The sequence below is a fragment of the Massilia sp. UYP11 genome, assembly GCF_050434805.1.
Lineage (GTDB): Bacteria > Pseudomonadota > Gammaproteobacteria > Burkholderiales > Burkholderiaceae_D > Telluria.
In genome coordinates this window covers 499,424-512,569 of sequence record NZ_JBNDJE010000001.1, presented here as the reverse complement: position 1 = coordinate 512,569, position 13,146 = coordinate 499,424, and the positions used below count along the sequence as shown (strand labels likewise).

General features: G+C 68.1%; 12 protein-coding genes. 5 read left to right on the top strand and 7 right to left on the bottom strand.

Features of this window, described 5'->3' with window-relative positions:
- The first annotated feature begins 97 nt into the window (after positions 1-97).
- The 5 genes from ABIB38_RS02280 to ABIB38_RS02260 all read left to right on the top strand — a co-directional run bounded on the left by ABIB38_RS02280 (position 98) and on the right by ABIB38_RS02260 (position 4,639).
- Positions 98-1,375 carry an STAS domain-containing protein gene (locus tag ABIB38_RS02280; RefSeq protein ID WP_429201406.1) on the top strand — a complete coding sequence of 426 codons (1,278 nt, stop codon included), beginning with the start codon at positions 98-100 and terminating at the stop codon, positions 1,373-1,375.
- A gap of 254 nt (positions 1,376-1,629) precedes the next feature.
- The gene (hslV, locus tag ABIB38_RS02275; RefSeq protein WP_429201404.1) at positions 1,630-2,166 is read left to right on the top strand and encodes an ATP-dependent protease subunit HslV; all 537 of its coding nucleotides are present in this window, start codon (positions 1,630-1,632) and stop codon (positions 2,164-2,166) included.
- A gap of 13 nt (positions 2,167-2,179) precedes the next feature.
- Complete coding sequence (gene hslU / locus ABIB38_RS02270; protein ID WP_429201403.1) at positions 2,180-3,520, top strand: ATP-dependent protease ATPase subunit HslU; 1,341 nt, start codon at positions 2,180-2,182, stop codon at positions 3,518-3,520.
- A gap of 31 nt (positions 3,521-3,551) precedes the next feature.
- Complete coding sequence (locus tag ABIB38_RS02265) at positions 3,552-3,755, top strand: hypothetical protein (protein ID WP_429201401.1); 204 nt, start codon at positions 3,552-3,554, stop codon at positions 3,753-3,755.
- 152 nt (positions 3,756-3,907) lie between these two features.
- Complete coding sequence (locus ABIB38_RS02260; protein WP_429201399.1) at positions 3,908-4,639, top strand: helix-turn-helix domain-containing protein; 732 nt, start codon at positions 3,908-3,910, stop codon at positions 4,637-4,639.
- 52 nt (positions 4,640-4,691) lie between these two features.
- On the opposite strand, the gene ABIB38_RS02255 is transcribed toward ABIB38_RS02260, so the two are convergent.
- Genes ABIB38_RS02255 through gspL form a run of 7 tightly spaced genes read right to left on the bottom strand, consistent with a single transcriptional unit; the run spans position 4,692 to position 13,142 of the window.
- Positions 4,692-5,417, bottom strand: a complete 726-nt coding sequence (locus ABIB38_RS02255; protein ID WP_429201397.1) for a type II secretion system protein N — start codon at positions 5,415-5,417, stop codon at positions 4,692-4,694.
- 4 nt (positions 5,418-5,421) lie between these two features.
- Entirely contained in the window at positions 5,422-6,642 is a 1,221-nt protein-coding gene (gspF, locus tag ABIB38_RS02250; RefSeq protein WP_429201396.1) for a type II secretion system inner membrane protein GspF, read from the bottom strand.
- Positions 6,643-6,686: 44 nt separating this feature from the next.
- The gene (gspE, locus tag ABIB38_RS02245; RefSeq protein WP_429201394.1) at positions 6,687-8,108 is read right to left on the bottom strand and encodes a type II secretion system ATPase GspE; all 1,422 of its coding nucleotides are present in this window, start codon (positions 8,106-8,108) and stop codon (positions 6,687-6,689) included.
- Positions 8,109-8,111: 3 nt separating this feature from the next.
- Positions 8,112-10,565, bottom strand: a complete 2,454-nt coding sequence (gene gspD / locus ABIB38_RS02240; RefSeq protein WP_429201392.1) for a type II secretion system secretin GspD — start codon at positions 10,563-10,565, stop codon at positions 8,112-8,114.
- Positions 10,565-11,338 carry a type II secretion system protein N gene (gene gspN, locus ABIB38_RS02235; RefSeq protein ID WP_429201390.1) on the bottom strand — a complete coding sequence of 258 codons (774 nt, stop codon included), beginning with the start codon at positions 11,336-11,338 and terminating at the stop codon, positions 10,565-10,567. Before gspN ends, gspD begins: the two co-directional genes overlap by 1 nt.
- The gene (gene gspM, locus ABIB38_RS02230; protein ID WP_429201388.1) at positions 11,335-11,853 is read right to left on the bottom strand and encodes a type II secretion system protein GspM; all 519 of its coding nucleotides are present in this window, start codon (positions 11,851-11,853) and stop codon (positions 11,335-11,337) included. Before gspM ends, gspN begins: the two co-directional genes overlap by 4 nt.
- Positions 11,850-13,142: a type II secretion system protein GspL gene (gspL, locus tag ABIB38_RS02225; RefSeq protein WP_429201387.1), complete on the bottom strand. Its 1,293-nt coding sequence runs from the start codon at positions 13,140-13,142 to the stop codon at positions 11,850-11,852. Before gspL ends, gspM begins: the two co-directional genes overlap by 4 nt.
- Positions 13,143-13,146 lie beyond the last annotated feature (4 nt).

The following is a 13,146-nucleotide window of genomic DNA, read 5'->3' as shown; positions in this document are numbered from 1 at the left end:
CCCATCGGATACACTACCCTGGGCGGTGTGTGCTCAGCACACAGGCCCGGGGTTCGTGCTATGGTCAGCACGTCTGGCCTAATTGACAACGGTGAGCATGGGGCTTTTCTCCTTCCTGAAGAGAAAGAACGACATCATGGACGGGCGCGACTGGCCGCCCCCCGAGTCGCGCCTGCACGGCGAGCCGTCGCGCCTGGACACCGAGGCCGAGCGCGAACGCCAGCGCGAGATCGCGCGCGCCACCGCCGCCAAGATCGACGAGATCGAGCTCGCCTTCGCTTCCGACATGTTCGACGACGAGCCGGCCTGGGGCAGCGGCGTACGGCGCCCTGCCGGCAGCATCGCGCATCCGGAACCCGACGCGCCGCCCCTGAGCGCGGCGCCCGCCAGTGCGCCGGCAATCGACGAAAGCGCCATCCTGTATGCCAACGGCCAGTCGGACGCCGCCGAACAATTGCTGCGCGCCTGCCTGCCGACCCTGGGCCGCGCCGAGCGCCTGCCGTGGTGGATGCTGTTCGACCTGTACCAGGCGGATGGCCGCGAAGCCGCGTTCGAAAGCGTGGCCATCGACTACGCCAGCCATTTCGAGACCTCGCCGCCGGCCTGGAAGCCGCTGCCGGCCGCGCCTGAAACGGTTCCTCCGGGTTCCCTCCCCAGCGCCGGCGCCAACGTGGCCGCGGTCGAAGCCTTCGCCCCCGCGATCGACGCCGGCGTCGCCGGGCGCCTGAAGCGCGTGCTCGAGGCGCGCTCGCCGGTCGTGCGCCTCGATTTCGGCCGGGTAACGGCGATCGACGCCGATGGCGCCGCCAGCCTGCTGGCGGCGCTGCAGGCACTGCGCCGTCAGCAGACTGACGGCCGCGAGCTGGTGCTGGCCGGCGCCGATACCCTGCTCGATATCCTGCGTCCGACGCTGGTCGTCGGCCAGCGCGGCGCCAGCCCGGCGCCCTGGCTGCTGCTGCTCGAGCTGCTGCTGTTGACCCGCCGCGAAAAACAGTTCGAGGAAGCGGCGATGGATTACTGCGTCACCTACGAGGTGTCGCCGCCCTCGTTCGAGGCGCCGCTCTACGTGTCCACCGCCGCGCCGGCGCCGGGCCATGGCGACCGCTTCATGTTGCCGGCCGTCGTGAGCGGTGCGGAAGGCGCCCTGCTGGCGGCCATCGATGCCTACGCCCAGGAGCGCGAGACGCTGGTGCTCGATTGCTCGCGGCTGGCGCGCATCGACTATGCCGGCGCCGGGAGCCTGCTGGCGCGGCTGGACGCGCACGGCGCCGCCGGCCGCGCGGTCGAGCTGCGCGAACTGAGCCATCTCGTCGCCACCCTGCTGCGCCTGCTCGGCGCGGGCGACGGCGTGCGGCTGTATCCGCACCGCTATTGATAGTTTAGAGCCAACCGAAGGCGAGCAACAGCAGCAAGGTCACGGCCAGCGACACCAGGATCGATCCGAGGCAACCGAGCTTGTTGGAGAAAAATAAGAACATCGTGGGCTGCTCCATTGATTGGCGTGCGGACAGCGTACAGCCCGCTGCCCGCGCCGGGCGCACATTTGCCTGGAGCATTTAAGGCTGAGCTAATCTTGCAATCCCACGCACGATCCCCACTTGCTGTTGGCTAGAACATCACGAGGTCAAAATGGAACAATTTCACGGTACAACCATCGTCAGTGTGCGTCGCGGCAACCAGGTCGCGCTGGGTGGCGATGGTCAGGTCACGCTGGGCAGCGTCGTCATGAAGGGCTCGGCGCGCAAGGTGCGCAAGCTGTACCAGGGCAAGGTCCTGTGCGGATTCGCGGGCGGCACGGCCGATGCATTCACCCTGCTGGACCGCTTCGAAGGCAAGCTGGAAAAACACCAGGGCAACCTGCTGCGCGCATCGGTCGAGCTGGCCAAGGACTGGCGCACCGACCGCGTGCTGCGCCGCCTGGAAGCGATGCTGCTGGTGGCCGACCGCGAGTCGACCCTGATCATCACCGGCAACGGCGACGTGCTGGAGCCGGAAGACGGCATCGGCGCCATCGGTTCGGGCGGCGTCTACGCCCAGTCCGCCGCCAAGGCGCTGTATGAGAACACCGACATGCTGCCAGCCGAAGTCGTCAAGAAAGCGCTCACCATCGCCGGCGAGCTGTGCATCTACACGAACATGTCCCACATCATCGAGACCCTGGATTGATATGAGCAGCATCATGAACATGACCCCTCCTGAAATCGTTTCCGAACTCGACAAGCATGTGGTCGGCCAGGGCAAGGCCAAGAAGGCGGTCGCCATCGCCCTGCGCAACCGCTGGCGGCGCCAGCAGGTCGACGAGAGCCTGCGTTATGAGATCACGCCCAAGAACATCCTCATGATCGGCCCGACCGGCGTCGGCAAGACCGAGATCGCGCGCCGCCTGGCCAAGCTGGCCGACGCGCCGTTCATCAAGATCGAAGCGACCAAGTTCACCGAGGTGGGCTATGTCGGGCGCGACGTCGACACCATCATCCGCGACCTGATCGACATCGGCATCAAGCAGACCCGCGCCAGCGAAGCCAAGAAGGTGCGCCAGCGCGCCGAGGACGCGGCCGAGGACCGCATCATCGACATCCTGGTGCCGCCAGCGCGCGACTTCGGCTTCAACACCAGCGGCGGCAACGGCGACGCGAAGGAAGGCGAGGCCACGCGCCAGACCTTCCGCAAGCGCCTGCGCGAAGGGTCGCTCGACGACCGCGAGATCGAGATCGAGGTGCTCGATGCCGCGCCGCAGATGGAAATCATGGCGCCGCCGGGCATGGAAGAAATGACCGAACAGATCAAGTCGATGTTCGCCGGCGTGGGCAATGCGCGCAAGAAGCCGCGCAAGCTCAAGATCAAGGACGCGATGAAGCTCCTGGTCGACGAGGAAGCGGGCAAGCTGCTCAACGAGGACGAGCTCAAGCAGAAGGCGATCGCCAACGTCGAGCAGAACGGCATCGTGTTCCTGGACGAGATCGACAAGATCGCGACCCGCTCCGAGAACGGCGGCGCCGACGTCTCGCGCGCTGGCGTGCAGCGCGACCTGCTGCCGCTGGTCGAGGGTACGACGGTGAACACCAAGTACGGCATGATCAAGACCGACCACATCCTGTTCATCGCTTCGGGCGCGTTTCACCTGGCCAAGCCGTCGGATCTGATCCCGGAACTGCAGGGGCGCTTTCCGATCCGGGTCGAACTCGAATCGCTGTCGATCGACGATTTCAAGAGCATCCTGACCTCGACCCATGCCAGCCTGACCAAGCAGTACGAGGCGCTGCTGGCGACCGAGGGCGTCACGATCGAGTTCTTGGACGAAGGCATCCACCGCCTGGCCGAGATCGCATTCTCGGTCAACGAACGCACCGAGAACATCGGTGCGCGCCGCCTGTACACGGTGATGGAAAAGCTGCTCGAAGAGATCTCGTTCAGCGCCGGGTCCGAGAAAGACCAGGTGGTGCGGATCGACGCGGCCTATGTCAACGAGCGGCTCGATGCGCTGGCGGTCAACGAAGACCTGTCGCGCTATGTGTTGTAAGCAGCGGCTGTAATTTTTTTAGGGAAGCCGCATGGCGAACAAGGCACTGGCGACACGGCAGAAGATGCGCTTGCGCGTCGAGCCTTCGCAGCAGTTCGGCAAGCCGCGCAACCCGGTCGCGGCGCTGGCCAAGGCGCGCGCGGCCGGGCCGCATGCCAAGCCGCTGTCGAGCGAGCGGCATGCAGCCAGGCAGGCCCTCAAAAAAGCCAGGCTGGTGCTGGACGAGGACGACTGAACCTGCGCCGACACGATACATACCTTCCCCTTGCGGACACTTCGGTGTCCGCTTTTTTTCGTCCATCGGCCCGACGTGCCGTTCGTCGCATGCGCCTTGTCCGCGTTGCCATTCAACGGTAGAGTCGACCGTCCCCATTTTCCACGGATACCATGAGTTCACCCGACCTGATCCTCGACGCCCTGCGCGCCCGCCTGCGCGCGGCCGGCATCACCTACAAGCTGCTGGCCGAGCGCATCGGCGTGAGCGAATCGAGCGTGAAACGCATGTTCGGCCAGAAGGACATGGCGCTGTCGCGGCTGGCCGAGATCTGCCAGGCGACCGGGATCCCGCTGGAAGACTTGCTGCGCGGCGCGCTCGATACCCGGCCCCGGCTGGATGCCCTGAGCCTGCCGCAGGAGCGCTCGCTGGTGGCCAATCCGCGCCTGCTGCTGATGGCGATCTGCTGCCTCGGCCACTGGAACGTGGAACAGGTCGTCGATACCTACAAGCTGAGCGAGGCCGAGTGCATCACCCTGCTCGCCGAACTCGACCGGCTGGGACTGATCGAACTCAAGCCGCTGAACCGTTACCAGCTGCGGGTGTCGAACGCATTCCGCTGGCTGCCGGATGGGCCGGTGCAGCACTTCTTCCGCGAACACGTGGTGCCGGACTATTTTGCCGGCCGCTTCGACGGCGCGGGCGAGGCGCTGATGTGCCTGCCGGCGCGGCTGTCGCATGCCAGCGCAAAAGAATTGTCGCTCAAGATCGAGCAACTGGCGGCCGAACTGGCGCGGCTGCACCTGAACGACCGGCGCCTGCCGGCCGGGGAACGCGAGGGCTATACCTTGTTGCTGGGGTTCAGGTCATGGGAACTGGCGGCCTTCACCGCGCTGCGCCGCTGATGGGCGCGGTGCGCTGAAGATGCGATAACGGCCTGGCGCCACGCCGCCGTCCTTACTGGGTGATCGGCTGCTGGGTCTGGTTCATCGGCGGCGCATTCGGCGGCATCTGCACATTGCCGCTTTGCTGGGTCGGGTCGCCCTGCTCCGGCGGTGGATCCTGCGGCTCTTGCGACTCTGGCGGCAGCTGCGCATTCTCCGGCGTGGTCGGCGTGCCCTGCGGACCGCCGCCCGGTGGCGGCACGCTGTGCATGACGGGCGGTGCGCTGACCACGCCCGGCGCGCTCTGCGGTTCCATGCCCGGCGCCCCAGTCATCGGCTGGGGCATCTGCTGCATCATGCGCGGCTCCGGCGGCGTGACCGAGGTCGACTGGCCGGTATCGACCGCCAGTTCCACCCGCTTCATCACGCCGCCATCCGACAGCATCACGTAGCGCCGATGCACTTCGGCCACGGTCACGCCTGGCGCAATTTCGCGGCCGACGCGCACCGCCTTCGACGGCTGGCCGTCGGCCACCAGGATGACCGCGCTGTCGGCGCCGGCCGACACCACGCCGGTAAGCTGGAAATTGGAAATCACCGCGCTCGGCTGGCCACCGAACAGCGTTGCCGCCGCCTCGGGGCTGGGCGGAGGCTGGGTGGCGACCGGCGCCGCCGCCAGCGGCCGCTGCTCCGGCTTGTACAGCTGCAGCACCCAGAAGGCGATCGAGGCCGCCAGCAGAATCAGGGCAAGCAGGCTGAGTAGAAGAGGCAAACGCTTGTTCATAGTATTGACTGCCATTGTTTTACTGCACCAGCTGGTTGATTTCGATGATCGGCATCAGCACCGCCAGCACGATCAGCAGCACCACCAGGCCCATGGCCAGGATCAGCACCGGCTCCAGCAGGCCGGCGATGGTAAGCGTGCGGCGCTCGAGGTCGGCCTGCTGCGCATTGGCGGCGCGCTCGAGCATGGCCGGCAGTTCGCCGGTGATCTCGCCGGCGCGAATCATGTGCACCAGCATCGGTGGAAAGTGTTTTTGCGCCGACAGCGCGCGCGCCAGGCTCACGCCTTCGCGCACGCTGGCGGTGGCCTGCTCGACCAGTTCGCGCATCGCCACGTTGGAGAGGGTTTCGCGGCTGGTGTCGAGCGCGCGCAGGATCGGCACGCCGGAACCGGTGGTGATCGCCAGGGTGCTGGCGAAGCGCGCCGTGTTGAGGCTGCGCTCGAACTTGCCGTAGATGGGGGCCGTCAGCAGCCAGGTGTGCCAGCGCCGCTTGAGGTCGGGATTGCGCAGCGCGCGCCGCCACAGCCAGAACGCGCCGCCGATCAGGATCGCGCAATAGATGCCGTAGGCGCGCACGAAGTCGGACACGGCCAGCATGACCACGGTGAGGAAAGGCAGCTTCTGCTTGGTGTTGGCGAACACCGAGACGATCTGCGGCACGACATAGGTGAGCAGGAAAATCACGATCGCGAACGCGACCACGGTCACGATCGCCGGATAGGTGAACGCCAGCCGCACCTTCTGCACCAGGGCGTTGCGGCGCTCGATGTAGTCGGCCAGGCGCGACAGCACGCGCGCGAGCTGGCCGATCTGCTCGCCCGAGGCGACCAGCGCCCGGTAGATCTCGGCGAAGTCGCGCGGGTGGTGCGACAGCGCGGTGGAGAATGACGAGCCGCCGATGACTTCGGAGCGGATCGAGGCGATCAGGTCGCGCATATAGGCGCGCTCGGCCTGCTCGAGCAGCGCGGTGAAGGCTTGCTCGAGCGGCAGGCCGGCCTCGAGCAGGCTGGCCAGCTGGCGCGTGAACAGGGCCAGCTCGTTCTGCGACAGGCGCTCGCCGATGCCGCGCGCGCGGGCGACGCCGGCCGCGTCGACCTGAGCAGCAATTGCCTCGACGCTCAGAGGCGTCAGGCCTTGCGTGCGCAGGTCGGCGCGCGCCGCGCGCGGGCTGTCGGCGTTGACCACGCCCTTGCGCGTGGCGCCGCCCAGGTCAACGGCTTCGTAGCGAAATGCCGGCATCAGTCAGTTCCCATCCTCGCGAATTCCATCCTCATGCTCGCCTGTCAATCCTTGGTCACGCGCACCAGTTCGGCGCGCGTGGTGGTGCCGTCCGCCAGCCAGCGTTCGCCGTCGTCGCGCATGGTCTTCATGCCGGTGCCCAGCGCGGTTTCGCGGATCTCGGCCTCGGAGGCGCGGTTGTGGATCTGGGCGCGAATCTTTTCGGTGGTTTCGAGCAGCTCGTAGACGCCGACCCGGCCGTGATAGCCCGTGTGGCCGCAGCGCTCGCAGCCGACCGCATGCCAGGCGGAACCGTCGAAGGTCTTGCATTGCGAGCAGAGCTTGCGCACGAGGCGCTGGGCCATCACGCCCAGCAGCGACGAGGACAGCAGGAACGGTTCGATGCCCATGTCCAGCAGGCGCGTCACTGCCGAGGCGGCATCGTTGGTGTGCAGGGTGGCCAGCACCAGGTGGCCGGTGAGCGAGGCCTGCACCGCGATCTGCGCCGTCTCCAGGTCGCGGATCTCGCCGATCATGATCACGTCCGGGTCTTGCCGCAGGATGGCGCGCAGCGCCTTCGCGAACGTCATGTCGATGCGGGCATTGACCTGCGTTTGGCCAACACCGTTCAGGTCGTATTCGATCGGGTCTTCCACCGTCATGATGTTGGTGGTGGACGCGTTCAGGCGCGACAGCGCCGCGTACAGGGTGGTGGTCTTGCCGGAACCGGTCGGGCCGGTCACCAGCACGATGCCGTGCGGCTGGTTGATCAGGCGGTCGAACTGCGGCAGCATGTCTTCGGCCATGCCCAGGTGCGACAGGTCGAGGCGCCCCGCTTCCTTGTCCAGCAGACGCAGCACGGCGCGTTCGCCGTGGCCGGTCGGCAGGGTCGAGACGCGCACGTCGACTGGTTTACCGCCCACGCGCAGGGTGATGCGGCCATCCTGCGGCAGGCGTTTCTCGGCGATGTCGAGCTGCGACATGATCTTGATACGCGAGATCAGCGAGGCGTGGATCGCCTTCTTGGGGCGCACGATGTCGCGCAGCGCGCCGTCGATGCGAAAGCGCACCACCGAGGTCTGTTCGAACGGCTCGATGTGGATGTCGGACGCGCCTTCGCGCAGCGATTGCGTCAGCAGCGCATTGATCATGCGGATCACCGGCGCATCGTCGGACGATTCCAGCAGGTCTTCGATGGCGGGCACGTCTTGCAGCAGCTTGGTCAGGTCGAGGTCGGCGTCGAATTCGTCGACCACCTGCGACGCGTCGCCGCCGCCGCCGGCGTAGGCGCCGGCGATGGCCGCATCGAGCTCGTCGCGGTCGAGGCGGCGCAGCTGGATGCGGCCGAAACGGCGCGACACCTCGGCGATGGCGGATGGCTGCGTGTTGCCGGACACCAGCACTTCGACGCTCTGGCCCGGTTCGCCATTACCGCGCGCCAGCACCCCGTGGTCGCGGGCAAAAGCGTAGGGCAAGAGATTGTTCATGATTCACTCCCCGTTCGGCTGCTGCACCGGACGTGTTGGCGCGTTTGGCACTGCAGCGCCGGGCATGACTGCGCCCGATCCTGGTTCAGACACGCCCGCACCCGGCGCGGTTCCCCGCGCAGTGCCCTGCGCAGTGCCCTGCGCAGTGCCCTGATGGCGCGATGGCGCGCCATCGTTGGAGGCGCCCGGCGCCGCGTTCGGCGCCGGCTGGCGCTGGACCGGCACGGTCGCCATGCCGCCGCCGACCGGCGGCTGGCCTTCCACCAGCGGCGGCAGTTGCGGCGCGCCGAGGTCGCGCAGCACCGGCGTCGATTCGAGCTGGGCGGCGGCGCCGGCCGCGCGCATGTAGTCGTAGCGGTCCATCGCGATCGAATTCGAGGCTTCCTTGCTGCGCACCACAACCGGCCGCAGGAACACCATCAGGTTGGTCTTGACGCGGCTGCGGGTGCGGTACTTGAACAGGTTGCCGATGACCGGGATGTCGCCCAGGCCGCGCACCTTCTCTTCGCCATCGCCTTCGCTGTCCTCGATCAGGCCGCCGAGCACGATGATCTGGCCGTCGTCGGCCAGGACATTGCTCTCGATCGCGCGCACGTTCGTGGTCAGGCCCGACTCGGCATTGCGGGTCGAGGCGTCCACGCTCGAATTCTCGTGGTAGATCGCCATCTTGATGGTACCGCCTTCCGAGATCTGCGGCCGCACGCGCAGCAGCAGGCCCACGTCTTGCCGGTCGACGGTCTGGAACGGGTTGCCGCCGCCGGTGGTGCTGTTGGTGGCGAACGAGCCGGTGATGATCGGCACGTTCTGGCCGACCTTGATGGTCGCCAGCTCGTTGTCGAGCGTGATCATGTTCGGCGTCGACAGGATGTTGGCGTTGCCGTCGGTTTCCAGCGCACGCGCCACCGCGCCCAGGCCGAGTTCGCCGCCCACCTGGCGGAACAGGCCGAAGGTCAGGCCGGTCGGCAAGACCGGCGGCGCGGCGCCGTTGGTGCCGCCCGTGCCCTGGGCCGCCGCCAGCGCCAGGTTGACGATGCTGTTGTTGGCGCCGCCGCCGGTGAAGTTCTGCAGGCCGCCGAAACGGTATCGGCTGTCGGAGTCGCCGGTGGCGCCGATCCACTGCACGCCGAATTCGGACGCCTTGTTGGAGGTGACTTCGACCACCAGCGCCTCGATGTAGACCTGGGCCCGGCGCACGTCGAGCTGGTCGATCACGGAGCGCAGGTTGCGGTACACCGCATCCGGCGCGGTGATGATCAGGCTGTTGGTCGAGGCGTCGGCCTGGATGAAGCCCGATCCCTGGCCGCCGCCCTGGGCGCCTTGCTGGCCCTGCTGGGCGAAGGTGTTGCTGGTGCCGCCGATGCTGGTGCCGCCCTGCATGCCCCCCTGCTGGCCGCCGATGCCGCCGAGTCCGCCCTGCCCGCCCTGGCCCGCCTGGCTGCCGGTGCCGGACGTGATCGAGCTGCCCTGCGTGCCCTGCTGCTGCTGCGGCATCGCCGATGCATCCTGCGAGACCACGGCGCGCAGGGTCTGGGCCACGCGCGTGGCTTCCGCGTTCTTCAGGTAGACCACGTGGATATTGCCCTTGCTCGAGCTCTCCTGGTCGAGGCGGGCGATCAGGCTCCTGGCCAGGTTGGCGCGCGCCTGCGACGGCGCGCGGATCACGACCGAGTTGGTGCGCGGGTCGGCCAGCACCGTGACCCGGCCCGAATCGCCGCCGGCGGCCGGTTCCATCAGGCGCGTCACGAGCTGGGCGATGTCGCTGGCGATCGCGTTGCGGATCGGGACCACGTCGAGGTTGGCCGCCACCGGGGTGTCGAGCGCGGCGATGATGCGCGCCAGGCGGCGCAGGTTGTCGGCGTAGTCGGTGATGACCAGCGTGTTGTTGCCCGGGTTCGCCATGATGGAGTTATTGGGCGAAATCAGCGGGCGCAGCACGGCGGTGAGATTGGCGGCCGACTCGTAGGACAGGTAAAACACCTGGGTCGCGATCTGGTCGCCGGTGGCCTTGCTGGAGCGTACGCCGCCGACCTGGATCGGCGAGGATTGCAGCTTGGCCTCGGCCTCGGGCACCACCTTGGCGTAGCCGTCGCCGCTGGTGACCACCGCGAAGCCCTGCAGGCGCAGGGTCGAGGTGAGCAGGCCGAAGGCTTCGCTCTTGCTCAGCGGTTTCTCGGACACCAGGGTGAGCGTTCCCTTGACCCGCGGGTCGATGATGAAGGTCATGCCGGTGTAGTGACCGATGGCCTTGATCACCGACTCGATGTCGGCATTGACGAAGCTCAAGGCGGCGGCGTTCGTGCTGTCCTGCGCCAGCGCGGGCGGCGGCAACGCGACCATGGCGGCGCAGCACAGCATGGCGCCGGCGGCAAGGCGACGCCATGCCGGCAGTTGCAGGTCCGACAGCGGTCGGGCTAAAAGTTCGGCGTGCGCGGAGGTGGAGCGGTTTATTTTCTTCATTATCTGAACTCGAGTGCGATTACGTTTTTGCCGTTCACCATCCGGCGCTGGCCCAGCAGGTTCAACATGGTCCCGAGCTGGTCCTCATAGCCGTCGGCGGCGCTGGCCTGGCCCGAAAAGCGCAGGCGCCCATTTTGCAGCACACCTGTGCCCGACAGCAGCAAAGCGCCACGCACAGTGCGCAGGGTCAAATCGGCCTGCGGTCCACGCCAGTCCATGATCATTTCATAACTGCCGAGCGGCTTGATGGGCGACATGCGCGCACCCATATCGCTCATCGACAGGACGGTGCGCCCCTGCACGGTCACGGTGTTCTGTTGGCGCAACAGGTCGAGCGCGTTCCAGGACAGCCGGATGCGGCCGCTCGGCGCCAGCGTATTGAGCGGCGCGCCCAGGCCCGACAGCCCTTCGGCCGGCAGCAGCAGCTCGCCGGCATTGACCTGCCACTGCGACCAGCTGCCTTCGACCCGCACCGGGTTGGTCAGCGCCTGCGGGTTTTCCAGGGTCATGCTGACCTGGCCCAGCACCACCAGCGGCGACAAGGTCCAGGAAAACCGGCCCGGCAGCAAGGGCGTGACCGCCCCGCCCGGCCCCGGCGCCCCGCCGATGAAGGCTGAGCCGCGCCAAAGCGTACCCTGCGCATCCCCCAGCGTCAATCGACCACCGGTCTGGCGCTCGACCAGCGGGCCGAGCCAGGCCGCCGGCAGGAAAGCCAGCACCGTCGCCGTAACCGCCAGGATGACCAGCAGGCCCCACGCCAGCGCCCGCCTCATGAAGCCGGCTCGATGCGCTGGCGCAGCGTGAGCGTGGCGTCGACCTGGCCCGGCGCGGCCAGGGCGCTGAACTGGGCGTCCTGCACCATCAGGCGGCTCTCGCGCCGCTGGGCGTCGAGCCAGGCCATCAGGTTGGCGAAGGAAACATTGTTGAGCTGAACCTTGGTGTATTCACCGCTCACCGACAGCGACGCCGGATTGAGTCCGCGCGCCGACATGCCGGCGCCGAGCGACTCGCGCGTGACCGGCGTGACGGCGGGCGCCGGCTCGCTGGCGACGGCCCGCGCTTCGCCGGCCAGCGCCTCGAGCTGGGCCGCCTGCTGGCGCAGCTCGGGCAGGGACCGGCGCAATTGTTCGCGGCCGTCAAGCGCGGGCTCGAGCAGGACGAGATAGAACAGCGCCAGTGCGGCGACCAGGCCGCCGATGAGCAGGAACTTGCGCTCCTGCTCGGTGCGCCCGATCCAGTAGGCGGTTGCGCGTTCGCGCAGCCCGCTGATTGTGCCGACGACATTCATTGCATGACTCCCGATTGCGTCACTCCAGATTGCGATGCGCCCGACTGCGTAGCGCCCGACTGCGAGGCGCCGGTGCTGCGGATCAACCAGGTGTTGGCGTCGGGCGTTTCCAGGCTGAGGTGGCGCGCCGCCAGGGCCGGACGCAGCTGGTCTGCGGCGCCGGGATTGGCGGACTCGGGTTTGACGCGCACGGTGAGGGCGCGTTCGCGATACTCCATTGATGCAATCGCAGGCGGCGCGCCGAGGCCGCCAATGGCTTCGCCAAGGGCCGCCGCCATCGCGGTGAATTCATCGCCGCTCACCTCGCCGCTGCCGGCCCTGGCGCGCGCGATATTCTGCTGCATCTGCGCCACCGGATCGATTGCCGGCTGGCCCGGAAACACCGAGCGGAACGTCTGGCTCATCTGCTGGCGCACGGCGTCGGCCTCGCGCTTCAGGCCCAGCCATTCGACGTTGAGGCCGATGACGTGGACCACCAGCGCCGCCAGGGCGAGCCGGACCGGCCAGCGCCAGCGGCGCCAGTCGCGCCGCGCCACGCCGGCCGTGCCCAGGCCGGGCACCAGGTCGAGGGCGGGGCCGACGGCGCCGCCGTTGTTGCTGCCGCGCGCGCCGGCGATCCAGTGCGCCCAGTTGTCGCTCTCGAGGGTGACGCCGGGGCCGGCCTCGGCCAGCAGCGCCTGGTATTCACCCAATTGCTCGTGCTCGACGTACAGCACCAGCGGCGCATCGCCGGCCAGCGCGCGCGCCGTCTGCAGCGCCACCACCGGGCTGCCGTCGAGCGCCAGGCCGAGGCCTTCGTACTGGCTCTGGCGCAGGATCAGTTCGCCCTTGCCGACGGCGGCGCTCACGCTGCCCGGATGCAGGGGCAGGCACAATTGCTCGGGCACGGCCGCCACCGCGCGCGCGCCCATCTCCAGGAGTTTGCGCACCAGCGACTCGAGCCAGGCTTGCTGCACCACGGCCACCGGACGGCGGCCGTCGGCCATGGCGGGACCGGCCACCAGCACGCAATCGAGGGGATCGCCCAGGATATGTTCTTCGACCAGGGCCGGCAGCGCCGCGCGCAGGCGCGCGCCGGCCAGCGGCGGCGCCTGCACCATCAGCAGGGTGACGTCGCTGGCGGCCACGATCAGCACCACGCGCCGGCTCGCCGCGACCAGGTCGCCCAGGTTGCGCAGCGCGCCTTCGCCCTGCTGTCCGATCGCGCCGTTGTCGTCGGCCAGCGCGAACCGGCACAGGGCGCCTTCGCCTTCGCTCCTGGCCGGATGCCGGATATAAAGAGTACTCAAACCG

Excerpts from the sequence above, each read along its gene's own strand:
- ABIB38_RS02280 (WP_429201406.1), top strand. The coding sequence starts at position 98 with ATGGGGCTTTTCTCCTTCCTGAAGAGAAAGAACGACATCATGGACGGG.
- gspD (WP_429201392.1), bottom strand. The coding sequence starts at position 10,565 with ATGAAGAAAATAAACCGCTCCACCTCCGCGCACGCCGAACTTTTAGCC.
- gspF (WP_429201396.1), bottom strand. The coding sequence starts at position 6,642 with ATGCCGGCATTTCGCTACGAAGCCGTTGACCTGGGCGGCGCCACGCGC.
- ABIB38_RS02255 (WP_429201397.1), bottom strand. The coding sequence starts at position 5,417 with ATGGCAGTCAATACTATGAACAAGCGTTTGCCTCTTCTACTCAGCCTG.
- hslV (WP_429201404.1), top strand. The coding sequence starts at position 1,630 with ATGGAACAATTTCACGGTACAACCATCGTCAGTGTGCGTCGCGGCAAC.
- gspM (WP_429201388.1), bottom strand. The coding sequence starts at position 11,853 with ATGAATGTCGTCGGCACAATCAGCGGGCTGCGCGAACGCGCAACCGCC.
- ABIB38_RS02265 (WP_429201401.1), top strand. The coding sequence starts at position 3,552 with ATGGCGAACAAGGCACTGGCGACACGGCAGAAGATGCGCTTGCGCGTC.
- gspE (WP_429201394.1), bottom strand. The coding sequence starts at position 8,108 with ATGAACAATCTCTTGCCCTACGCTTTTGCCCGCGACCACGGGGTGCTG.
- gspN (WP_429201390.1), bottom strand. The coding sequence starts at position 11,338 with ATGAGGCGGGCGCTGGCGTGGGGCCTGCTGGTCATCCTGGCGGTTACG.
- ABIB38_RS02260 (WP_429201399.1), top strand. The coding sequence starts at position 3,908 with ATGAGTTCACCCGACCTGATCCTCGACGCCCTGCGCGCCCGCCTGCGC.
- hslU (WP_429201403.1), top strand. The coding sequence starts at position 2,180 with ATGAACATGACCCCTCCTGAAATCGTTTCCGAACTCGACAAGCATGTG.